The sequence below is a fragment of the Grimontia marina genome (genome assembly GCF_900060185.1).
Lineage (GTDB): Bacteria > Pseudomonadota > Gammaproteobacteria > Enterobacterales > Vibrionaceae > Enterovibrio > Enterovibrio marinus.
In genome coordinates this window covers 1-23821 of the sequence record NZ_FIZY01000017.1, presented here as the reverse complement: position 1 = coordinate 23821, position 23821 = coordinate 1, and the positions used below count along the sequence as shown (strand labels likewise).

The window sequence follows — 23821 nt, the reverse complement described above, 5'->3', positions numbered from 1 at the left end:
AGGAATACACAATGTCTAACTTTGCTGTGGTTTTCCCTGGCCAGGGTTCGCAAGCCGTGGGCATGTTGGCGGAACTGGGTGAACAGTTTGCCATCGTTAAAGAAACGTTTGCGGAAGCTTCTGAAGCTCTGGGTTATGACCTTTGGGCACTGGTTCAAAATGGTCCAGCAGAAGATCTGAATCAAACAAATCGCACCCAACCTGCATTGCTGACTGCATCTGTCGCTATCTGGCGAGTATGGCAGCAAGAAGGTGGAGCAATGCCTTCAGTTATGGCCGGTCACAGCCTAGGTGAATACTCTGCACTGGTTTGTGCGGGTGTTATCGATTTTAAAGAAGCCGTAAAGTTGGTCGAACTGCGTGGTGAGTTGATGCAAGAAGCTGTTCCTGCCGGTGTTGGTGCAATGTCAGCGATTATTGGCTTGGACAATGACGCTATCGCGAAAGCCTGTGAAGACGCGGCAGAAGGCCAAGTGGTTTCTCCGGTTAATTTTAACTCTCCAGGGCAGGTTGTTATTGCGGGTAACAAAGAAGCGGTCGAGCGAGCAAACGTGCTGTGTAAAGCAGCGGGCGCAAAACGCGCACTGCCGCTGCCTGTTTCTGTCCCTTCGCACTGCGCACTGATGAAGCCTGCTGCTGACAAGCTGGCAATTGCACTCAATGATCTGACGTTCTCCGCGCCTTCAATTCCCGTCATTAACAATGCAGACGTAGCAACTGAGACAGGCGCAGCAGCCATTAAAGATGCGCTGGTTCGTCAGCTTTACGGTCCAGTTCGTTGGACGGAAGGTTGCGAAAAAATGGCGAATGAAGGCGTTGATTTGCTGCTAGAAATGGGCCCAGGCAAGGTATTGACTGGCTTGGCGAAGCGCATCGACAAACGTTTGAGCGCAGCAGCAGTTAACGACTCAGCTTCTTTAGAAGCTGCTAAGTAACAAATTCTGGGATTCACAGCTGGTGTTTTAGCTGGCTGTTTAATAAAGGAACGAAAACTGATGAACCTGAACGGTAAAATTGCCCTTGTAACAGGTGCGAGCCGCGGTATCGGCCGTGCAATTGCTGAACTTTTGGTTGAGCGCGGTGCAACTGTTGTAGGTACTGCAACTTCTGAGAGCGGTGCCTCAGCAATTAGTGAATATCTGGGTGAAAATGGCAGAGGTTACGCACTAAACGTAACCTCTGCCGAGTCCATTGAGGCAGTACTGAAAGCGATTAAAGAAGAGTTTGGTGACATTGATATTCTGGTAAATAACGCAGGTATCACTCGTGACAACCTTCTTATGCGAATGAAAGACGACGAGTGGCAGGACATTATGGACACCAACCTGACGTCTATTTTCCGCATGTCTAAAGCAGTATTGCGTGCGATGATGAAAAAGCGTAACGGTCGTATCATCAACGTAGGTTCAGTGGTTGGCACCATGGGTAACGCTGGTCAGGCAAACTACTCTGCGGCAAAAGCCGGAGTTGTGGGCTTCACCAAATCTATGGCACGTGAAGTTGCATCACGTGGAATTACTGTAAATACTGTTGCCCCAGGTTTCATCGAAACCGATATGACAAAAGCGCTGAACGATGATCAGCGTGCAGCGACATTGGCTCAGGTACCTGCGGGTCGTCTGGGTGAACCACGTGAAATTGCGGCAACAGTCGCATTCCTTGCATCAGAAGATGCAGCTTATATCACGGGTGAAACACTGCATGTCAACGGCGGCATGTACATGATTTAAACAATAAAGTTGCACCTCAAAATGATTCAGGTCAAAATCCGATGGTTTATCATCCAAATCGTGGTTTGACCAGCATTTCGGGTGTTGCAACTTCCACGTTATTGAATAAACTACTGCACATATCGCATCTGCGAATCTTGTAAGGAATAGTATTAATATGAGCAACATCGAAGAACGCGTAAAAAAAATCATCGTTGAGCAACTGGGCGTAGACGAAGCAGAAGTTAAAAACGAAGCATCTTTCGTTGACGATCTGGGCGCAGACTCACTGGATACCGTTGAGCTGGTAATGGCTCTGGAAGAAGAATTCGATACCGAGATTCCAGACGAGGAAGCAGAGAAGATTACTACCGTTCAGGCAGCGATTGATTACGTTGTTGGCGCGTCTGAGTAATCAGAACAAGATCCTCCCAGGCGGTCACCTTGACCGCCTGAGTTTTTTCTACCACCCCCGAAATTTCGTAATAACACCTTTCTCCGGAGAATATCATCGTGTCTAAGCGTCGTGTTGTTGTCACTGGCATGGGGATGTTATCGCCTGTAGGTAACACCGTTGAATCATCTTGGAAAGCGCTGCTGGCTGGTCAGAGTGGCATCCAGAGTATCACTCACTTCGATACCACCGACTTTGCAACCAAGTTTGCTGGTCTGGTTAATGATTTCAACAGTGAAGATTACATCTCTAAGAAAGATGCCAAGAAAATGGACCTGTTCATCCAGTATGGCATCGCAGCAAGTGTGCAAGCACTTAAAGATTCTGGTCTGGAGATCACAGAACAAAATGCAGACCGTATTGGCGTAGCCATCGGTTCTGGTATTGGTGGTCTTGGTCTGATTGAGACAAACCACCGCGCGTATGTCGAAAAAGGCCCACGCAAAATCAGCCCATTTTTTGTACCGTCGACCATTGTAAATATGATCGCCGGTCACGTTTCTATTAATTTCGGTCTTCGCGGTCCAAATATCGCGATCTCGACTGCATGTACTACTGGACTGCACAACATTGGTCACGCTGCTCGTATGATTGCATACTGTGATGCTGATGCAATGGTTGCAGGTGGTGCAGAGAAAGCTTCTACTGAGCTGGGCATTGGCGGATTCGCGGCAGCGAAAGCGCTGTCTACCCGCAATGATGATCCACAAGCAGCATCACGTCCTTGGGACAAAGACCGTGACGGTTTTGTTCTGGGTGACGGTGCAGGCATGATGATTCTCGAAGAGTACGAGCACGCCAAAGCGCGTGGTGCGAAAATCTACTGTGAGCTGGTTGGCTTCGGTATGAGCGGCGACGCCTATCACATGACTTCGCCAAGTGCAGACGGTTCAGGTGGCGCACTGGCGATGACAGCGGCTATCCGTGATGCAGGTATCTCCCCAGATGTAATCGGTTACGTTAACGCACATGGCACGTCAACGCCTGCCGGCGATGTGGCTGAAACCAAGGGTATCCGTCTGGCGCTGGGTACAGCAGCGGATAAGGCGCTGGTGTCTTCTACCAAGTCTATGACGGGTCACCTACTGGGTGCTGCAGGTTCTGTTGAAGCGATCATCACTGCGATGTCACTGGTTGACCAAGCAGTACCACCAACAATCAACCTGGACCACGTAGACGAAGGCTGTGACCTTGACTACGTTCCGCATGAAGCACGTCAAGTGAAGATGGATTACGCACTGTGTAACTCATTCGGCTTCGGTGGCACCAACGGTTCACTTATCTTCAAGAAAATCTAAGTCTTTTTGTTCGCCTGACTTTTTTGGCGAAGAAGGTTTTTTTGATAGAATGCAACGGCTCGGGACTTGTGACCGAGCCGTTTTTTTATTGTGCAGGGAATACGGATGATCCTCGTAAATGGACAGCAAGTAGATACCGTAGCTTTCAGTGACCGAGCATTTCAGTACGGTGATGGTGTGTTCACCACCGTATTGGTGAAAAACGGTCAGGCTTGTGACTGGGGGCGACATAGAGCACGTCTTGAGCAAAACGTTTCCGCGTTGCACATTGAAGGTGTAGATTGGTCATCTTTATATCAGTGGGTCGACACTGTTGCTGATTCACTTAAAGACACTGAGAGGGCAATACTGAAAGTCATTGTGTCCAGAGGCTCTGGCGGTCGTGGCTATAGCGCGGCGGGTTGCAACAAGCCAACAGTGACGGTTTCATCTCATCCGTTTCCAACACAGTATCTGTCCTGGCGGGAAACGGGCATTTCACTGTCTCTATTGGAACAGCGTATTGGCCAATCTCCTTTAGCAGGCCTCAAACACCTTAACCGTCTAGAGCAAGTCCTGCTAAAGCGAGAGGTCGAAAACTGTTGTACAGAGGATGGTGTTGCCTGTGACATGAACGGACATGTCATTGAAACCTCTGCCTCAAATATTTTTTGGCGAATTGACCAAACCTTGTACACACCTTTACTTACTGCTTCAGGGGTTGCTGGTACTATGCGGGCTCAGGTTATGGCTCTGGCCCAAGCGCTGAGTTACCCCATCAAGGAAGTGTTGGAAACGCCTGATAGTTTGCTGAACGCAGACGAGATATTCATAACAAACGCAGTAATGGGTGTCGTGCCTGTTCACTGTCTTGAAGGGAAAAACTACCGCGACTTCGATGCTTCTAGCGCGATCGCCTTAAGGTTGGATGTGTGATTAAGAAACTTGCGCTGATTGTATTGTTTTTAGCGCTGGCGGCTGCCGGCGGCGCGTACTGGGCTTATACCCAAATTGAAAGTTACGTTAACAGTGATATCAAACCGACAGAAACCTTGTTGGTGAACGTACCTGAAGGGTCAAACTATCACTCATTCACTCGCAAACTGGTTTCAGATGGCGTTATTGATGCCTCTCAATGGTCGCGTTGGGCAGCGAAAACCCATCCGGAGTTGACCAAACTAAAAGCGGGCACTTTTCAGGTTCAGCCAGGTATCAGTCTTGCTGAGCTTTTTGCTTTAGTGCGTTCTGGTAAAGAACACCAGTTCACCATTACCTTTGTTGAGGGCAGCACCTTCAAAGAGTGGCGCGAGCAACTCGCAGAAACAGATTACCTGACCCATGACACTGCCGAGCTGACTGAAGCACAAATTGCAGAAAAACTAGGGTTGGAAGGTGAGAAAGTAGAAGGTCTGCTTTTACCTGAGACCTATCATTATGTGGCCGGTCAAAGTGAGCTTTCCATCCTGAAACGTGCCGCGACCCAGTTACAAGCTGCACTGGATGAAGCTTGGGGATCGCGTCAGGAAGCATTACCCATCAAGTCGGCTTACGATTTGTTGACGCTTGCTTCTATTATCGAGAAAGAAACCGCAGTTGATAAAGAGCGTGGAAAAGTCGCTTCTGTTTTTGTTAACCGCCTAAACAATAGAATGCGTCTGCAAACTGACCCAACGGTCATTTACGGCATGGGTGACAGCTATGACGGCAACATTCGTAAGAAAGATTTGCGCACGCCAACGCCATACAATACCTACGTAATTTTCGGCTTACCACCAACGCCAATTGCGATGCCGGGTAAAGCGTCTATCATTGCTGCAGCAAACCCTGCTGATACCCCATATTTCTATTTTGTGGCCGACGGTTATGGTGGCCATACGTTTTCCAAAACACTCGCACAGCATAACCGTGCAGTGAGAGAGTATTTAAAAGTATTAAGAAGCCAATGAGTAACGGAAAATTTATCGTCGTTGAAGGTCTGGAAGGCGCGGGTAAAACAACAGCAATCCGCAACGTTATCGAAACACTGAAAGCCCAAGGTATTTCAGACATTGAAACCACCCGCGAGCCTGGTGGAACGCCGCTCGCAGAGCAAATGCGTGCGTTGGTGAAAGAGGGGCACCCTGATGAACCTTTAACAGACATGGCGGAGCTGTTGCTGCTTTACGCGGCACGCATTCAATTGGTCGATAACGTCATCAAGCCTGCACTTGCTAAAGGCGCTTACGTGGTGGGCGATCGCCATGACATGTCATCACAAGCTTATCAAGGCGGTGGTCGCGGCTTCGATCAGGATCTGATGCAGAACTTGCGCGACACCGTATTGGGCGACTTTCGTCCTGACTTTACGCTGTATCTTGACCTTGACCCTGAAATTGGCCTTCAGCGCGCGAAAGCACGTGGCGAATTGGACCGAATTGAAAAGATGAAGCTGGACTTCTTCCACCGTACCCGTGCTCGTTACCTTGAGCTGGCTGAGTCTGATGACAGCGTTGTGATTATCGATGCTTCGCAGGACATTGACTCGGTATCGGCAGATATTCGTAAGGCACTGGAGAACTGGCTGAATCATGCAGGCTAAGCTCTATCCTTGGCATCAGGAAATCTGGCAAAACTGGCAGCAATTGCTCGGTCAGGATCGCCTGCATCACGCTGTACTTCTTAGCGCACCAAAAGGAAGCGGCAAGATAGAACTTGCTGCCATCCTGGCGAAAACCATTCTTTGTAAGAACGGTGTCACTGAGCCTTGCGGCATGTGCCATAGCTGCCAATTGTTTGATGCTGATACGCACCCAGACTTCCACTTGTTGAAACCAGAATCTGAAGGCAAGCAACTGGGAGTCGATGCGGTTCGTGCAGGCAATCAATACGCGTGGGAAACCTCTCAACTAGGAGGCCAACGCGTTATTTTGATTCAAAACGCTGATCGAATGGGTGAAGCGGCCGCCAACGCACTGCTGAAAACACTGGAAGAGCCACCATCACACTGTCACTTCATTCTCCTATCACAATCGATGGACGCCATGTTACCGACGGTTGTCAGCCGTTGTAACAAATGGAAGCCCAAACTGCCGGAAGAAACAGTGGTGAAGCGTTGGGTTGAAGGCGAGTTGTTTGAGTCTGTTCCTCTGCAAGTGCTGCGTATTAACCGCGGCGCACCGCTGGCGGCTAAGGCATTTATTGAAGATGGCAGTGTCAGTAAGCACAAAGCATTAGTCGATGCGTTTTCTGAGTTTGTAAGTAAGAGGCAGGGGCTTTTTTCTGTTGCTGACCTCATCGTTAAGGCACAACAGGAAGGACTGCAATGGCTGAGCTTCTTGATGCTGGATATCATCAAGGTTCAGCAAGGCTCAGATGAAGCGATTGTCCACTGTGACGATATGAAAACCGTCCAGAACTTGGCGTCGGCCTTACCTCAGGCAAAAGTCATGTCGCAACTGATGGCGTTGAACCGAATGAAAGCTGAACTTACAATGCACACTGGCCTCAACAGCGAACTCCTTATCAGCCGATGGCTAACAGAGTTTGTTGTGTCTTAAATAGGGCGGGATGATGAGCCATCCCCCTTCAAATATCGTATAATCGTCCGCTTTAGTCAGAAACCTATCGGAGAAAAAGACGTGCTAGTCGACTCGCATTGTCACCTCGACAAACTCAATTACGAAGATTTACACGCTGATGTAGGCGCAGTGGTGGAAAACGCCAAGCAGCGTGGCGTTGATTATCTGCTGTCTGTGGGTGTGACGCTGAAAAGTTTCCCAAAAATGATGGAGTTGATTCGCCCGTTCGATAACGTGTTTGCGTCATGTGGTGTTCACCCGCTGGATATCGAAGAAGGCTTTGACTACGACATACTGAAAGCGCTGGCTTCTGATGATCGTGTGGTAGCAATTGGTGAAACAGGTCTGGACTATCACTACCAGCCGGAACTGGCTGAAAAGCAGAAAGACGCTTTCCGTCAGCACGTTCGTTTGGCGGTGGAACTGAACAAACCTCTGATCATCCATACCCGTATGGCACGAGAAGACACTTTGCAAATTCTCCGTGAAGAAAATGCGCAGGAAGTCGGTGGTGTTCTCCATTGCTTTACCGAAAGCTATGAAATGGCAGAAACAGCGATTGAATTGGGTTTCTACATTTCTATTTCAGGCATTGTAACCTTCAACAAAGCGTCTGAACTGAAAGATGTCGTGCGACGCTTACCACTGGAGAAATTGCTGGTTGAAACAGACTCGCCATATCTGGCTCCTGTGCCTTTTCGTGGTAAGGAAAATCAGCCTGCGTATGTGCGCGAAGTCGCTGAGTACATTGGACTACTGAAAGGGGTTTCCTTTGAAGAAGTTGCGCGAGTCACGACCGAGAACTTCTTCCGTCTCTTCAAGCCTTCTGCGTAAATCTAAACCATGTCCGAGTCCATTGGACATGGCTTATTTTAATAAATGTCACTCCACACTCTGTTGTTATTCTTAATGTGAAAATTCAGGACTCAATATCCCATTTAATTAAGGTTATTTGGCAAAGTTGTCTGTTGGCTTATAAAATCAAGATTGAAGAAACACCAATTGTGCATTTTTCATGTCAACATTTTAGCTCGAGGGCAGAATGAAGGAAACACAGTCAACGCTTATTCGGGGTTTTGTCATCCTTGAAAAAATCGTGAAAGCAGATAAACCTTTGTCCAGCGTTTACTTAGCTGAAGAGCTGGATTTGCCCAAACAAACTGTCCATCGCATTGCGCAGCAACTTGAAGAAGAAGGGTTGCTTCAAAGGGAGCCGGACGGTAAACGCTTTACTGCAGGAAATAGGTTACGCGCACTTGCTCGGGATACGCTGAAAAACTCAGCGATTAATGTTCATCGGCTTTCTATTCTGAAAGAGCTCTCTGAGCAGGTGGGTGAAACTTGCAACCTCACCATACTCGATGGTAATGAAATTCTGTATCTTGAGCGTGTAGAAACAAACTGGCCTTATCGAATACATTTGCCTGTAGGCAAACATTACCCACTTCATTGCACGGCATCAGGGAAGCTCTTTCTTGCTGATATGAAAGCTTCTACCCGCAAACGCCTTTTTAAGAGCATACCGCTAACGAGAGAAACATCACAAACGATGACTGATGTTAGCGAGCTTGAAAAACATCTAGAAAAAATCGCAGTAGATGGGGTTGGTGTTGATACCGGTGAGTTTCTAGATGACATGGTGGCAATAGCTGTTCCAGTCATTGATAATGACAACCGCGTAGCATTCACGGTAGCAGTTCATGCCCCTTCAGCCCGCAAGTCTTTAGAAGAGCTCAGACAATTCTTACCTCTACTTCGCCGAGCAGCACAGCGGTTGGCAGTTGCTGAATTTGGTATCACTGACGATTTATTGCAAGTGAATTAACAGAAATGGCCCTATAACTCAGAGCCGATATCGGGGTATCTTGAACTCACTTTGGAACACGCTCACTTAGCACTTAGCACTTAGCACTTAGCACTTAGCACTTAGCACTTAGCACTTAGCACTTAGCACTTAGCACTTAGCGTGGGCGTGATCTTCCAAAATCATATCTGACGCTTTTTCTGCAATCATAATCGTCGGGGCGTTCGTGTTGCCAGATGCGATTTCAGGCATGATGGAAGCATCCACAACTCTCAGGTTTTCAACACCATAGACTTGTAGCCTAGGGTTAACGACGGCCATTTCATCTACCCCCATTTTGCAGGTACTGGTTGGATGGTAAATGGTTTGACTGAATTGTCTCGCTGCGGACAACAACTCTTCATCCGTTTGATAGTTCGTGCCTGGGACATATTCACCCAAGATAAATTCAGACAATGGAGAGGTATTTGCAATCCTTCTTGCCAGCTTGATTGCATTAACAATGATCTTTTGGTCCCTTTTGTCAGAAAGATAGCAAGGTTGGATGATGGGATGCGCAAAAGGATCCCTAGAGATGATTTTAATGCTGCCACGGCTATATGGTCTAAGTTGACATACCGAGGAAGTGAAGGCAGAAAATGGATGAACACCATCGCCAGGTTTGTCAGCACTTAGTGGTTGCATATGAAACTGAATATCTGGACGTTCAAGCTCCGGGCTGGATTTTGTAAAAATAGCAACTTGACTGGCTGCAAGTGTCAAAGGTCCGGTTCTTTTAAGAAGGTACTCAAGCCCAACGAGCGCTCGCTTCATTAGACTGTTAAGTTCATCATTCAAGGTGCGCTCACTAGTTTTAAAAACAAGCCTTACCTGAAGATGGTCTTGTAAATTCTCACCTACCCCAGGCAGGTCTTGTATGACAGGAATATCCAGCGAATTGAGCAAGGCAGCGGGGCCTACTCCAGACAGTTGTAACAATTGAGGTGACCCAATTGCTCCGGAAGAGAGAATGACTTCTTTTGAAGCGTAGATAGGATGCTCTGTCCCTTTTTTATATATGCTAACACCAATGGCAGTTTTGTTTTCAAAAAGTATTTTGGTAACGTGACTATCTGTCAGCACGTCGAGGTTTGACCGGTGTTTTGCAGGACGCAGAAAAGACTTTGACGTACTGCAACGAAAACCTTTGTAAGCCGTTTGCTGAAAATAGCCTACACCTTCCTGGGACTTGCCATTGCAGTCTGGGTTGTAAGGGATTCCAAGATTGATAGCGGCATTAATAAAATGATCAGCAATAGGTCGGCGTAATCGTAAGTCACTGACTTTCTGTAACCCATTTACACCATGGTAATCGTCTGCTCCACGCTCCTGATCTTCAGATTTTTTAAAGTAGGGTAAAACATCTTTATATGACCACCCCTGATTACCTAACGCTTCCCAACGATCATAATCTTCAGCTTGCCCTCTGACATACAGCAGCCCGTTTAGTGCGCTTGAACCTCCCAGCACTTTTCCCCTAGGCCATTGAAGTTGACGGGAATTGATTCCTGGGTCTGGCTGCGTCAAATAACACCAATCTGTTTTTGGGTTGTGCATCGTCTTGAAATAACCAACAGGAATATGCAACCAAGGATTATTATCTCTTCCGCCAGCCTCAATTAAAAGGACGCGATTGGCAGGATCTTTGGACAATCTGTTGGCGAGCACGCAACCCGCTGAACCGGCCCCTACGACAACAAAATCATAGCGATTAGAAGAATCTCCCATCTAACTTACTCTCCCTGCATGTTAGTTCGGTGCAATGAAATCAAGACGAATTCCATGGCAAGCCATCCAAATCTAGAAATTCTCAAACATTGAAATATGAGACTAGTTATCTCGATTTTTTAAGTCAAGGGTTGAATTTTATTTTTTCTATGCCATTAATGAACTGTTCGAGGTTAAAAATTAACCATTCGTTAACATTTTTAATGTAAGAGCGAGTATGGGTTGATGTGAGCTTGAATGTAACGAAGAGCGCGTTGAATTGCTGGAATTTTGGGTTGTTGTTTCTTCAAACAGCCGACACCCATCAGATAGAGAGACTTTCGGCATGTCAGCGTAATGTTTGAGCGATAGCCAATACAAAGGAGTGCGAGCATGAAAAGAAATCGGGAGATATTAACTCGTCGTGACTTTATGAAAGTGTCGGCCCGTTTTGGGATGACGTCGACGTTGATAGCGGCAGGGACTTTGGGAGCTGGCGCTTCCATATCGTCTCTGGCAAAAGCGGCAGAGAATACGCAGAAGGAAAGATACTCTGCACCGCCAAAATTTCAGCTCAAATTTGGCGCATCAGGATTTAACGAGAAAAACCTCGATATTCAGAAGTCGGGGCAGCTTTTTTTCGCAAGAGACTTAGAACAGCGCACGAATGGTGCTATTCGGGTTGAGTTCATTGGTAGTAATCAGATATGCGGACAAACCAACTGTGTGAAAAAAACACAGCAAGGTATCGTGGATATTTACTCTGCTTCCACCCAGAACTCGGCTGGAGGCGCGCCTTATCTTAATGTGCTTGATTACGCATACATGTTTCCATCCCGTGCTTCTCAATACCACTTTTTCTACAGCCCTAAAAGTGAAGCCCTGTTTAGGGAGCCATTGAGAAAGCGCCATAAACTGCAGTTCCTTTTTACCCACTGTGAGCTTCGCGGTATTCAGTTGGGGTTAAAGTGGAAGGATAAGCCTTTAGTGACATCCGTAGACCAGCTTGCGGGCACCAAGAACCGGGTAACCGGGACGCAACTTGGCCGTATTGCGATGCAACTGATGAATCTAAACCCCGTCCCAATCGCGTGGGAGGAAACTCTTGATGGGCTCAAGCAAGGGCTTATTGACGGTGCTGAAACCTGGATGGGGGCCGTCGCTTATGCAGGGATGGCCCCCGTTGTTTCACAATGTGTTGATCTCAAGTTCTTCTGCGGCACCGAGCATACAGCAATGAGCTTACCTGTATTTGATAAGTTGGGCTCCGATCTACAAGATGATGTCATGGAGTCGGCATATGTCGCTCAGATCTTTACTCAAGGTATGAATGAGGCTGCACTCACCGACATTGTTGGGGCGACAAATCCACCCAAACCAGGGACCATTTTCGCGGAAAATAATACCCGCGTAGCGACACTTTCTGATGCTGAGCTACGTAAAGCTGAAGAAATGTGTTCACCAGAATTCAATCCCGAGCCATGGGAACAGTGGAGAGATAGGCTGAATAAGTGGTCTGGTGGTCATGATACTTATCAAGAAATTTATGACATCGCCCGTGAAATACCAAAAGACACATCGGCAGTGAATGTGCCACCGCAGCGGTGGTGGATGAGCTAAGAAACCATAGCGCAGAGTGGACTGTTAGCGTGTCTAAATGCTAGCGATTTGCCTGCGCTCTTTTTATTTTTGCTTTCCGAGGTGGGTATGAGACCGCTATATGCGTTATTGAAATGGCTAGATGAAAATACGGAAAAGGTCATCATCCTGATTACCTATTCCAGTATGGCCGGGATTATTTTTGTTGAGGTTGTCAGACGGTTTCTGTTTAACCAGCAAGTTGCCTGGAGCACGACGATTCCGGTGCTTCTCTTTTTATGGGTGACTTGGTTTGGGGCTTCTTACAACATCCGAAAAAGAACGCATCTAGCGTTGACTGAAATCCGTGCCCGGATGTCTTACAGACTCCAGTTTCTTTGTTTGATTCTCGATGCCGTTCTTTGGATTGTTTTTGCGGGTATTGTGATCTTCCATGCCTCAAATCAGGTTTGGATTGCCTACGACAATTTCGCGATTGTTGGTGGAACAGATGACATCATGGAGTGGTGGTTCTACTTGGCAACACCTTTAGCATGGGGGCTGATAGTTATTAGGGTTATTCAAAACCTTATAAAGGACATTAATACGTTCAAGCGCAAAGAACCTTTTGTGCTTCAGGCATCTTTGGTCGATTAGGAGGCGTTATGGAAGACGGCACATTAATCGCGTTGATATCTGCGGGAGTGACCTTACTGTTCGTAATTGGCGTTCCAATCTTTTTAGTCATTGGTTTTTGGATTGTTGGTTGCAGCCTTGTTGTCGACTTTACCCTTGCCAACATTGGTGTCACTCTGTTTGAAGGGCTGAACTTCTTTGGCCTGCTCGCGCTGCCCTTATTTATTATGACAGGTGACTTAATCAATGCTGCAGGCATTGCAAAACGAATGTCGGATTTTGCCTATGCCATCTTAGGATGGGTAAGGGGAGGGTTGGGGATGGCAACGATTGGGGCTTGTGGTATGTTTGCCGCTATTTCGGGCTCCAATGCCGGTACGACTGCAACCATTGGCTCTATTATGCAACCGGAAATGGCAAAGAATAACTACGATGAACGCTTTGCCGCTGCGACAGCAGCAGCAGGTGGTACAGTCGGAATTATTATCCCGCCAAGTATTATTTTCATTGTGTATGGCTTTCTACTCGACCTCTCCATCAGCGACCTGTTTATAGGCGGAATGTTACCAGGGCTTTTGATGGTGATTGCCATGCAATTGGCATGCTATTTCGTATGTAAGAAAAATAAGTGGGGGAATATCATTTCGTTTAACCCCACAAACATACTCAAAACTGGCTTAAAAGCTTACCTTGGTCTCATTGCAATCGGCATCGTGATTTATGGCATTTATTCCGGAGCATTTTCACCGACAGAAGCGGCAGGTGTGACAGTCGGTTTTTGCTTGATTGCCGGCGTACTGGTCACTCGCCAGATAAAGATCAGTATGCTGCCGACAATTTTACTGCGCTCTGGACAAATAACGGGAATGCTTGCCCCCCTCATTGCGGTATCTGTAGTTATGCAGCAATTGCTGTCTCTGCTGGGAGCGGGTGATGTCGTCAGGGGTTGGATGTCGCTGATTGGTGATCCTACTTTTGTGCTTTTGGCTTGTATGCTTTTGGTTTTGGCTGCAGGTACGGTTTTAGAAAGCTTACCGAATACCATAATCCTTGCACCAATTCTTGCTCCGATTGCCTACAGTGCAGGAGTTGACCCGATTCATTTTGCCGTCATCTTTTTGGTCGGTGATGCTATCGGATTTATTACTCCTCCCTACGGGTTAAATCTTTACGTAGCAAGTGGGATTACTGGCATTCCTTATTTCACAATTGTCCGTTTCGTTTTGCCCTATTTGATTGCGCTGAGTATTGCCTGGGCAATTATCGCGTTTTACCCGCCACTATCGACCTATCTTTTGCAATTTACCGGTGCAGGCTAATTGAATTGGTAGGTGATATACCCAAACGACCTGAAGATGCTTGCATTCAGAGGCCATCAATGCGTTCAATTCGAGGCAAATTCCACGATGAATAGTCGTTCTATTTCCGTGGTATTTAACAAAGAAGTGGGCGCATGAAGGCCTCCCTTCGGGCGAGTTGACTGACGCCTTGCTCTTTGTTGTTCCTTTTTGATGGAGAAGGCTACACCTACAAAGGAACGCCGCGATCACAACGCCAGTCAAACTCGCTGAATCCTGCATTTTCAGGTTGTTTGGGCATAATGGAATGAGAAAAGCCGGGAGCAGAGCTCCCGGCTTTTGCATTAGTTTCCTGACGGTAAGTTGGTCACGTCTATCCGAGTGGCAGATTTTGATGTAAACGCCTTTAGATACTCGTCGATATCCTCTTGCGTCAATGTGTTGATCACCCTATCAGGGTTAACCACTGCCAGAGGATCCGCATCTGCGAGCACATAATTGAACATCATCCGCGCCTGCTCTTGTGGTTGTGATAATCCATCTTGTAGTGCATGAGATAACTGCTTCGAAGTACTGCTGAATTCCTCTGGTGTCGCTCCATGTCCAATAGAGTCCGCTATCTCATCCAGCGCAGCTCGTGCCTCTTTTCGTTTTATGACTGAAGAGCTCATGACAATAAGCAATTGTTGAGTATCTGCGCCTTCAGGCCACATCACAAACGAGTAGGGAGAATAATCTAAGCTCCCCGTCTCTCGGACTTGCTCTGTCAAACGGGATGTTAGAATACGTCCTGCGATATCTGCCAGGAAATAATCTTTGGTCGTTTTCTTCTCCGCATCCCGGGCGAACATGGTAACCAGCTCCACATTGTTACCAGCGGGACCAAAAGCAATGGTGAGTTCGTCCTTTTTCGGTTCTAACTTCACTGCGTAAAGGCTCTCCGTCGGCAAGTCATTGAATGTCATGCCAGCGAGGTAAGTTCGTGCGAGTGGTTTGAATTCATCGACAGGGATATCTCCAGCGATGACATAAACAAGACCTCGATTTGTCCTCATCAGGTTGTTGTAAGCCATCCTAACGTCATTAGCACTGACTTTTTCATAATCCTCAGGCGTTAGGGTGTAGCGAACTGAATTCTCATCATAGATTTCATTTGAAACAGCCATTAGTGCTTTACCGTCAACGGAATCTAGATACTGGCGTTTATTCTTGATGAATTGCGTTTTATGGCGTTCGAACATCTCTTCATCCAGCGTCGCGTGCTGGAAGCCTTGGTACATTGAAGCAAGCACTAAAGGTAAAGAGGCTTTGGTAGAACTACCATAAAATCCATGCAGGTGTTCCCACACCATGGGCTCCAGATAGGCATTTTCTCTGACCATCAGGCGGTTGTAATCATTGAATGAAAATCCACCAAGACCACTTTCAGAATAAGCGCCCGGCATCAACAGAGCCGCTGGGCGTAAAGAGGCTGGAAGCGCCGCCAGACCGCCTTTAGAACCCGCGTAAACATGAACGCTATCGCCTGAGTTTGGCATGTGTCTCAGGTAAATGGTGACTCCGTTACTGAGTTGCCATTTGGTGGTGTTGGCATCGAGATCTTGTATCGCCAGGATCTCACCGTTTTTGTCAGGCATGGGGAAGTCCGAAACCACGTCTGGTAGCACTAACACATTACCGGTTTGTTTGAACGCCTTTTGCATATCAGCAACAAAAGCCAGTTGTTCCTGCTTTACTTGCTCAGTAGGGTAGATGTGATGTTCTAATGCAACGAGGGATTGTACATTCTTGGTCGTGAGCAACGATTTGAGTTCTTTATTGAACCAGGCTTTATCTGCACGGTTGACGAAGACGGTCGACAATGACTTGTAGGTCTCCGGTGACAAAGTCTGCCTGCCTATCATGCGGAAAAAGACATGGTCCTCGGCATAGTTACGTGCGGTATAGTTGTCCGCGAATGTTGACTCAAGCTTCAGGAAGTCACTGGTTTGAGCCTCAATTTCAGGCGTACTCAGCCCCTGATCACGCAAGGTGGCAAGTTCCTCGCCCAGAAACAGCATTGCTTCCTGTTGATTCGGCGTTTCGTAAGAAACCTGAATGCTAAGAACCATTCGCTCAAACCACTGAATCAATTGTGCATGAGTGCTTTGTACAGGAGCATTGAGATCTCTGGCACGGTCATTCAAGCGTGTGCTGATAGCATTCGACAAAATACTAGCGGCAGCAAAGTTTTCAAAGTCAGTTGCTGTCTCCATTGGGTTTGCGCCCAAATCAAAGAGCAAGGTCGTGGAGGGGAATGAAACATCATTCACTCGGACAATACTAGTTTCGCCTCGGCTGAGTGGAGAGACCTTTTGTGTTGGGGCATCTTTATCTTTCGTTGTCCAGGTGTGAAAAAGTTCGCTGATCTCTTCGATGGTTGATGCGGCATCGACATCACCTGCAATGAAAATCTCAATACGGTTGGGTGTGTAGTGTGTTTGATAGAAATCTCTTAATCGATTTTCCGAGATATTTCGGATGCTATCTTCGGTACCAATGACATCCTCGTCGACTTCATATAGCTGTTCGGCAATCAATCGGTAGATTTCAAAATCGGTACTGTTAGCGTCGCTGTGACCCTGAAAAGAAAAGCGAAACTCCCCTAATACTACACCTTGTTCCTTAGTGATCTCTTCGGGTTCCAGAGTCAATGAAGTGGCGATTTCCCCGATACCAAGCCAAAGTATCAGAGAGCTTCTCATTTGAAGGAAGGTCTACCTGATAGACGGTATGAGTGTATGAGGTAAACGCGTTGAGATGTTGACCAAATGCCACACCTTCGTCGCCAAACAGCGAGACAATTTCATTCTTAGGGAAGGCTTCGCTGCCATTAAACGCCATATGTTCCAGGAAGTGGGCGTAACCTTTCTGATCTTCAGCCTCGTCTCTTGAACCTGTGCGAACCATGAAGCGTGTGGATACGGCTTGGTTGGGCAACTCCTTAATGTGAACAATCAATCCATTCTCTAATGTCTGGGTCTGCCAACTGCTATCGGCACTGAATGGCTGATCAATCAAAGTGCTTTGACAGCCGATGACAAGAGCCACCACAATCAAGCAAGCAAAGCGTTTTATTAATTTCATCTTTTTTCCTGTCTAGCCAGAACTGAACTGAAAATATACGGCAAAGCAGAGGTGGGACTGAAAGTAACCGACTGGGTTTGCGAGCTATACATTGTGTAAATGTATAGCCATGAAATATTAACAAATACATAGGATTAAGTTATATATCGCACTGTAACTGAGAAAGGTTACTTGGTGCTAATTTCGTTACATAAAATAACTTTCAGGGATGAAAAATTTTATTGAACGAAGATCAATCATTAATTGTGCTGATTTGGGTTAAATATATATAAATCATAAGGATAGAAAGTATCAAAACTGCTATCGTGACCGTTTTGTGTGTGATCTATATTTACTTTCTGAACAACCAAATCGCGTTACGTAGTCTCCGTAACTGAGCAGTCTTATATTACCCAGCGAATTACATAGTTACTGGGTTGTCGAGAACTCGCATCGGTTTGAGTTTAAAAGCAACTCAATATTAATCAGGAGCGTTTTTATGTTTAAAAACCTGTTTGCGAACATGCAAAAAGTCGGTAAGGCGCTAATGCTGCCTGTATCGGTTTTGCCGGTTGCAGGTATCTTGCTGGGTGTTGGTGCTGCCGACTTTAGCTGGCTGCCTTCTGTTGTTTCACAAATCATGGAAAGTGCCGGTGGTTCGGTATTCGGTCAAATGCCATTGCTGTTCGCAGTAGGTGTTGCACTTGGCTTTACCAATAACGATGGTGTTGCCGGTCTGGCCGCTATCGTTGGCTACGGCATCATGGCTGCAACGATGGGCGTTATGGCGCAAGTAATGGGTGTGGAAAAAATCGATACGGGCGTACTGGGTGGCATTCTGGTGGGTGGTGTGGCTGCTTGGGCATTTAACCGCTTCTTCCGTATTCAGCTACCTGACTACTTGGGCTTCTTCGCAGGTAAGCGTTTCGTTCCAATCATGACCGGCTTCTGTGCCATCGGTCTGGCACTGCTGCTTTCTGTTATCTGGCCACCAATCGGCGCCGCAATCGGTGCATTCTCACACTGGGCAGCTAACCAGAACCCTGTAGCGGCATTCGGTATCTACGGTATCGTTGAACGTTCTCTTATCCCATTTGGTCTGCACCACGTTTGGAACGTACCTTTCTTCTTCGAAGCAGGATCATGTGTGAACGCTGCAGGCGAAGCGCGTACAGGTGTACTGACTTGTTACCTGGAAGCAGATGCGGCGTCTCGCGCAGCGGGTAATGGCTTCGGTCAGCTGGCTGGTGGCTTCATGTTCAAGATGTATGGCCTGCCAGCAGCAGCGATTGCAATGTGGCACACCGCGAAACCAGAAAACCGCGCGAAAGTGGGTGGTATCATGGTTTCAGCAGCGCTGACTTCATTCCTGACAGGTATCACCGAACCCATTGAGTTTGCATTCCTGTTCGTTGCACCAGTTCTGTACGTTATCCACGCAATTCTGGCAGGTACTGCATTCGTACTGACCAACATGCTGGGTATGGTTCACGGTACGTCATTCTCACACGGTCTGATTGACTTTGTGGTGCTGTCTGCGAACTCTCAGAAAATGTGGCTATTCCCAATCCTGGGTCTGTGCTACGCCGTGTTCTACTACATCGTATTCCGTATTGCTATCGTGAAGTTGGACCTGAAAACTCCAGGTCGTGAAGACGAAGACGAGGCTGTTGCAGCTGTTGGTTCTGAGTCTGAAATGGCTAAAGAATTGGTAATGGCTTTCGGTGGTAAAGACAATATCACTGGTCTGGATGCATGTATCACTCGTCTGCGTGTAGCAGTAGGAAGTGTTGATAAAGTTGACCAAGACCAACTGAAGAAACTGGGTGCGGCTGGTGTAGTGATGGCTGGTGGCGGTGTTCAGGCAATCTTCGGCACCAAGTCTGACAACCTGAAATCAGACATGGACGAGTGGATCCGTAACAACTAATTGATAATAGCGTTCCCCCTCGCTATTCAAAAGGAGAGCCTTGGCTCTCCTTTTTCTTTTCCTGACCTCAATGCCACTCTCTTACAAAGCGACAAAGAACAACATCAGGATAGGGACCAGCAAACTTAGTATGAACCCACTTACAATAGCGATAGGCACACACTTTACACCGCCCGTGGTTTGGATGATTGGCAGGGTAAAGTCCATTGAGGTCGCGCCACCATAGCCAATAGCGGTGAGAGGATAACGGGCGATAAGCAGTGGGATAAGTATGATCGCGATAAGCTCGCGAGACAGTTCCAGCATAAATGAAGCGCCACCATATACTGGCCCAAGCGCGTCACCCATCAAAATTCCCGCTAGGGAGTACCAACCAAAACCGGACGCCATGGCCAAACCATAGTTGAAAGGCAAATCAAGTAGCCATGCAGCCATCAGGCCACCCAGCCATGACGTAATAATAACGATGATTGCAACACTCAATCCTTTCTTGTTCAGAATGATTTGTTTGAGCGTCATACCGCTGTTTCGAAGCTGAATACCAATCAGAAACAGCAGAATTAGGAGAATCCCTTCACTGGCCGGGTCAACCCAATCAAGTGGGAGGGGCAGAAGTAAACCGAGAACAAGACCTCCGCCTACCACAAAGACCAACTTAATGGATTCCATCGCCATGGCCGAAACCGGTACTTCACGTTTGTGCTGTTCAGTTTTCGTTTTCAGTACCTTATCCAAAAGTGGTAGAGCCAATAGATTGCAGACGCCAATACAAAAGAAGAATGTCAAGGCGAGCAGAAGGATTTGGCTGAGGTTACTGGAAAGGTTATCAAGGCCAGCGAGGCTTAGCCCCATAAGTCCTAGGATGACGAACACCAGCCTAGACGTAGAGCGGTTTATGGTATCGAGCAGAGAGGCACTTTTAATGGTGATGAAGTAGCCGACGACCAGAGGTATAAAGATATAGAGCATGCCGGGAAGCATTAGCGTAAGACCTTATTGATAAGAAAGAAATCACGATGAGATTATCAGTCGCGATCTAATAAGGTCAATCTATGTGCTAAAACTGGCTCAAAGTTTTCGCTGAGAAGCAAAAACTAAATTTAAAAACCGCAGTTATCAATGATATTAAAGAGCTGACTGCGGAAGTCTTTTTCTTCGAGATTGGAAAGCTCATAGAGGGCTTCAGCGCCTGCCAAGGTGATCTCTACTTCATGTTCATTTATGTCTTCATCTTTGGCTCGGAACATTAACAAGTGGTTAGCCATTTTGGCAACATCCAGGTACGAAACGTCCTCACTCCCCTTTCTTATTCGGCGGTTGACTGACACTTCGACGAAGTCCAAATCAAATCCCCAGGCTTTCAGGATAAAACGACTGGCTTCGCGACTCACCGTGAAGAAAACATGGCTGGCGATCTCAAAGTCCAAATAGTGACCTTCTTCCGTGTAGTCATGAAACGCCTTTACTGCACTATAGATACCAATATCAGCGAGCAATCCAATTAATAAAGACTTTTCAACTTCCAGATGAAGGTTCTCATCATCATAGCTACGCACTTTCTGGCATAGCAAGGCCATCGTAGAACCAAACTCTCTTGATGCTGTAGCACTTTTCTTAAGCAGGACATTACATTCCTTGCTGAATGGTGAGTTTGTTTTCAGGGTTTGAATTGCATGGGCGGTGGCAAGACCCAAAACACGTTGGATACCCAAGCGGGATACCGCCATGTTGATGTCATGACAAGGTCGGTTATTACGTGGACTGAACACTGCAGAGTTAGAGGAACGAATGACCGCGGCGGCTAGGGTCGCATCATCCAGGAGCAGTGCGGCTACATCGCGGACTGTTGTGTTTGGCTGATTACAAGCGCGCTGGAGTTTCACTACAACGTCTGGGATCGGCGGTAGTTCAAGGGTTCCGTCTTTTAGTGAACGGTAAATCCGCTGAAAAAAATCAGTTTCTATCGCTTTAAGGTATTTGTCGTGATTGGGGGAGACCCAGAATAACGAAAGGTGATCCATCTTTTTAGACTCAAAAAAACGCTGGGTTAATAGTAATTGCCCAGTGTTTTAATTGAAATACATCCGTTGATAAATTTGAACGAAAGGCACCTTATTCCCTGGATTGTATAGCTATTTATGCACAGTAATGGCTGACAATCTTATTAGTAGGCAAAACGCAAGATTGGATACCTGGGAGTGGCAAATTTTGAAGTAATCTAACGTTTATTTAGAAATCTCGCTGCAAAAAAAGGTAACGATTTGCGAGTCTAACTACGCATTTAACACGGTAGAAACATAAAAGTTACATCCTATAATCGTGACTGCTGTTGCAAAAAAGATACAGTTTTCGAAATTGAGTGATCTTATGCATGGTTTTCTGTGCCCTAATGCGTCATCATTAATTCGCGTTGAGAAATTACGATATTTAAACCAAAACTTTTTGGGTTTATCTCTTGGGGAGAAAGGAGGCACACGTGTTGGAAGTTAAAAGTGGCTTTGTTGAGTACTTGTCGCAGTTTGGCGAGACTGAAAAACGTTCGATGTTTGGCGGAACAGGCTTCTTCGTGAGCGGGGCCATGTTCGCACTGGTCAAGGAAGACCGTATCTATCTGCGTGGTGGTAACGACCTAACGCAAAATCTCATCGATAAAGAGTGCAAGAAATTCGTTCACGTTAAGAAAAGCTCTACCGCTATCGTCAATTACTATGACATTACTGATCTTTATGAAAAGGAGGATCAGGGGTTGGATGTGATGGTAAAAAAGTCCGTAGAGAATTCGGTAGCAGAAAAAGAATACCGCGACTCCAAGCTCAACAAGCGTCTTCGCGATTTACCCAATTTGCGTTTGACCATTGAGCGTATGCTGAAAAAAGCGGGCGTAGAAGATGTCGATACTTTCTTCTCAATGAGCCCAGAAGAACTGTTCCGTAAAGTACAACAAGCGCACGGTTACGATGTCGATGTGAAACTATTGTGGATGTTCGCCGGTGCTCAAAATGGTACTCACTGGACATTGCTGAGCGAAGAAACTAAACAACAACTACTTCGCGCAATCTAAATTAAATTCTATCTCAATGCCCTAAAAGCCGCCTGCAGCGGCTTTTTTAATGCCTATAGCTTAGGGTCTGTTGACCTTTGGTGCTGATATTTGCAGCAGTTTGTGGGGGTTTTATGCAAGGCGGAGGCGTCGATGTGTAGTTAGTCTACATGAGAAGCCGATAACGCAGCAGAAACTCCCCACAAAAGCTGCCTGAAGGGTTCGAGTTCGACTGCGCGTCCCGTACCTTAAACGTTTTAAGCTTTGTTGAGGTGTACTTGCTTAGAATGACTAGGCGGCACACACCTCTCCGCGCCTAAAACGCTTAGGGCTAGAAATTTAACCACCAAAGGTCAACAGACCCTAGCCAATTCTATTTTTTCAGGCGACGAATATTGCGCTTCGACGGGCTGAGTGTACCCACAAAGCGATTATTGCTAAAGTCTCCTTATCACCCAAAAAACAAAATAAAACAATGAAATTGCCTCAGCTTTCTTCTTCTTTACTGGCCGGATTACATTGCTTCTCTGTGGTGGCTGAGACCATGAGTTTTACCCGAGCAGCAGAAGAGCTCCACCTGACACAGAGTGCAGTGAGTCACCGTATAAAGAAGCTTGAGCAGCGTTTGGAGGTGTCTTTGTTTGTCAGAAGGCCCCGGCACTTATCCCTTACTAATGAAGGGGAGCAGCTAAAGTTGGTTGTCACTGAGCAGTTCTCAGCGATCAGCTTTAAGTTGCTGGAGCTCAACCGCGCTAAGCCTGTTGGTGATTTCATCATTTCAGCACCTCCCACTTTTTCACAGAAGTGGTTAGTGCCAAAACTCGCCCAGTTCGCCGAAGCGTTTCCGGATGTCACTTTGCATCTCCGAACCCGAAACGACTTGATTGATTTCAAAGCGGAAGCTTTTGATTGTGCGATTTATTTTGGTCACGGACGTTACAACGGTCTTACCAGCCATCATTTGATGGATGATGCGATAGTTCCTGTTTGCAGCCCAGAATATGCGGAGCGTCATTCGCTTTTTAATAACCCAGACAAATTGGCCCAGTGTCAGCTTTTGCATGATGCAGCGCCCTGGGCAAGTGCCAGTCTAAGCGACGAGTGGTTGTATTGGGCTAATGCTAACGGTATTGAACTCAACGGCACCAACCACAGTTTTGACAGGGCAGATCTGGCGCTGGATGCGGCCACTTGTGGAATGGGTGTCGCCATAGGCAGGATAGCGTATATTCAGGATTATTTGATGTCCGGTAGGCTGGTCGCTCCCGTCGATAGACCTGTTAAGTCTCCCTACAGTTTTTTTCTGGTATATAGAGAACAACATCAAGGCAATGCAAAGATATTGGCATTTAAGAAATGGTTAGAAAGCCAGCTTAACTCGCTAAATTACTGATCCGAATAGTGCTACATTTTCGCCGTGCCGTGGCAACCTCCCGGGTACGGCGATACGTTATCCATAAAGTGCTTCACCTTCCTGAGCAATTGCCACATATGTTTACACCTGTGATTCCGAGTAATTGTCTCATGGAGAGCATTCCACAATCGTTCTATGACGTTGACCCAAGCCTTCGTTTTTTTACTTTTGTGGATGATGTAGTTATCCAGTATCAAGGTGACACTTTTGGCTCGGCGGTAGTGCCACTTTAGCTTCTCCAGCATGGCAATGAATAGGTCTGAGTCTTTCTTT

21 protein-coding genes and 1 pseudogene are annotated in these 23821 nt (G+C 46.8%); 16 read left to right on the top strand and 6 right to left on the bottom strand.

Annotation, left to right across the window (positions count from 1 at the left end; genetic code table 11):
• Positions 1-11: 11 nt before the first annotated feature.
• The 10 genes from fabD (at position 12) to GMA8713_RS10590 (ending at position 8822) form a co-directional block, all read left to right on the top strand.
• On the top strand, positions 12-935 hold the full coding sequence (gene fabD, locus GMA8713_RS10635; RefSeq protein ID WP_062709099.1) for an ACP S-malonyltransferase: 924 nt from the start codon (positions 12-14) through the stop codon (positions 933-935).
• A 60-nt stretch (positions 936-995) separates the two neighbouring features.
• A complete protein-coding gene (gene fabG, locus GMA8713_RS10630) occupies positions 996-1730 on the top strand; it encodes a 3-oxoacyl-ACP reductase FabG (RefSeq protein ID WP_062709096.1) in 735 nt (244 codons plus the stop codon).
• A gap of 157 nt (positions 1731-1887) precedes the next feature.
• A complete protein-coding gene (gene acpP / locus GMA8713_RS10625; RefSeq protein WP_007467184.1) occupies positions 1888-2124 on the top strand; it encodes an acyl carrier protein in 237 nt (78 codons plus the stop codon).
• Between the two features lie 98 nt (positions 2125-2222).
• A complete protein-coding gene (gene fabF, locus GMA8713_RS10620) occupies positions 2223-3461 on the top strand; it encodes a beta-ketoacyl-ACP synthase II (RefSeq protein ID WP_062709093.1) in 1239 nt (412 codons plus the stop codon).
• A gap of 105 nt (positions 3462-3566) precedes the next feature.
• Entirely contained in the window at positions 3567-4376 is an 810-nt protein-coding gene (pabC, locus tag GMA8713_RS10615) for an aminodeoxychorismate lyase (protein WP_062709091.1), read from the top strand.
• On the top strand, positions 4373-5386 hold the full coding sequence (gene mltG / locus GMA8713_RS10610) for an endolytic transglycosylase MltG (RefSeq protein ID WP_062709088.1): 1014 nt from the start codon (positions 4373-4375) through the stop codon (positions 5384-5386). Before pabC ends, mltG begins: the two co-directional genes overlap by 4 nt.
• Positions 5383-6018: a dTMP kinase gene (gene tmk / locus GMA8713_RS10605; RefSeq protein WP_062709085.1), complete on the top strand. Its 636-nt coding sequence runs from the start codon at positions 5383-5385 to the stop codon at positions 6016-6018. The genes mltG and tmk overlap by 4 nt, the downstream gene beginning before the upstream one ends.
• Positions 6008-6976 carry a DNA polymerase III subunit delta' gene (gene holB, locus GMA8713_RS10600; RefSeq protein WP_062709082.1) on the top strand — a complete coding sequence of 323 codons (969 nt, stop codon included), beginning with the start codon at positions 6008-6010 and terminating at the stop codon, positions 6974-6976. The genes tmk and holB overlap by 11 nt, the downstream gene beginning before the upstream one ends.
• An 81-nt stretch (positions 6977-7057) precedes the next feature.
• Complete coding sequence (locus GMA8713_RS10595; protein WP_062709079.1) at positions 7058-7831, top strand: TatD family hydrolase; 774 nt, start codon at positions 7058-7060, stop codon at positions 7829-7831.
• 208 nt (positions 7832-8039) lie between these two features.
• Positions 8040-8822: an IclR family transcriptional regulator gene (locus tag GMA8713_RS10590; RefSeq protein WP_062709077.1), complete on the top strand. Its 783-nt coding sequence runs from the start codon at positions 8040-8042 to the stop codon at positions 8820-8822.
• 129 nt (positions 8823-8951) lie between these two features.
• Here the strand turns inward: GMA8713_RS10590 and GMA8713_RS10585 are convergent, their stop codons facing one another.
• Complete coding sequence (locus GMA8713_RS10585; protein WP_062709075.1) at positions 8952-10568, bottom strand: GMC family oxidoreductase; 1617 nt, start codon at positions 10566-10568, stop codon at positions 8952-8954.
• A 435-nt stretch (positions 10569-11003) separates the two neighbouring features.
• On the opposite strand from GMA8713_RS10585, the gene GMA8713_RS10580 reads away from it, so the two are divergent.
• Genes GMA8713_RS10580 through GMA8713_RS10570 form a run of 3 tightly spaced genes read left to right on the top strand, consistent with a single transcriptional unit; the run spans position 11004 to position 14080 of the window.
• Positions 11004-12167, top strand: coding sequence for a TRAP transporter substrate-binding protein (locus tag GMA8713_RS10580; RefSeq protein WP_062709244.1), 1164 nt, complete (start codon positions 11004-11006; stop codon positions 12165-12167).
• Positions 12168-12215: 48 nt separating this feature from the next.
• A complete protein-coding gene (locus tag GMA8713_RS10575) occupies positions 12216-12782 on the top strand; it encodes a TRAP transporter small permease (protein WP_232314412.1) in 567 nt (188 codons plus the stop codon).
• A gap of 8 nt (positions 12783-12790) precedes the next feature.
• Positions 12791-14080, top strand: a complete 1290-nt coding sequence (locus GMA8713_RS10570; RefSeq protein WP_062709068.1) for a TRAP transporter large permease — start codon at positions 12791-12793, stop codon at positions 14078-14080.
• A gap of 323 nt (positions 14081-14403) precedes the next feature.
• On the opposite strand, the gene GMA8713_RS10565 is transcribed toward GMA8713_RS10570, so the two are convergent.
• Together GMA8713_RS10565 and GMA8713_RS10560 are read right to left on the bottom strand one after the other, a co-directional pair.
• Complete coding sequence (locus tag GMA8713_RS10565) at positions 14404-16803, bottom strand: M16 family metallopeptidase (RefSeq protein WP_084387702.1); 2400 nt, start codon at positions 16801-16803, stop codon at positions 14404-14406.
• Positions 16724-17185, bottom strand: coding sequence for a M16 family metallopeptidase (locus tag GMA8713_RS10560; RefSeq protein ID WP_062709062.1), 462 nt, complete (start codon positions 17183-17185; stop codon positions 16724-16726). The genes GMA8713_RS10565 and GMA8713_RS10560 overlap by 80 nt, the downstream gene beginning before the upstream one ends.
• 478 nt (positions 17186-17663) lie before the next feature.
• Between GMA8713_RS10560 and ptsG the strand changes: the two genes are divergently transcribed.
• The gene (gene ptsG / locus GMA8713_RS10555) at positions 17664-19094 is read left to right on the top strand and encodes a PTS glucose transporter subunit IIBC (RefSeq protein WP_062709059.1); all 1431 of its coding nucleotides are present in this window, start codon (positions 17664-17666) and stop codon (positions 19092-19094) included.
• 81 nt (positions 19095-19175) lie between these two features.
• On the opposite strand, the gene GMA8713_RS10550 is transcribed toward ptsG, so the two are convergent.
• Together GMA8713_RS10550 and GMA8713_RS10545 are read right to left on the bottom strand one after the other, a co-directional pair.
• Entirely contained in the window at positions 19176-20075 is a 900-nt protein-coding gene (locus tag GMA8713_RS10550) for a LysO family transporter (RefSeq protein ID WP_062709055.1), read from the bottom strand.
• A 119-nt stretch (positions 20076-20194) separates the two neighbouring features.
• Positions 20195-21115 carry an HDOD domain-containing protein gene (locus GMA8713_RS10545; protein ID WP_062709052.1) on the bottom strand — a complete coding sequence of 307 codons (921 nt, stop codon included), beginning with the start codon at positions 21113-21115 and terminating at the stop codon, positions 20195-20197.
• Positions 21116-21570: 455 nt separating this feature from the next.
• On the opposite strand from GMA8713_RS10545, the gene GMA8713_RS10540 reads away from it, so the two are divergent.
• Together GMA8713_RS10540 and dsdC are read left to right on the top strand one after the other, a co-directional pair.
• On the top strand, positions 21571-22155 hold the full coding sequence (locus tag GMA8713_RS10540; RefSeq protein ID WP_062709049.1) for a TfoX/Sxy family DNA transformation protein: 585 nt from the start codon (positions 21571-21573) through the stop codon (positions 22153-22155).
• 409 nt (positions 22156-22564) lie between these two features.
• Complete coding sequence (gene dsdC / locus GMA8713_RS10535; protein ID WP_269747446.1) at positions 22565-23527, top strand: DNA-binding transcriptional regulator DsdC; 963 nt, start codon at positions 22565-22567, stop codon at positions 23525-23527.
• A gap of 11 nt (positions 23528-23538) precedes the next feature.
• Here dsdC and GMA8713_RS27690 read toward each other — a convergent pair.
• Positions 23539-23821, bottom strand: a pseudogene (locus tag GMA8713_RS27690) (IS630 family transposase); the annotation flags it as partial.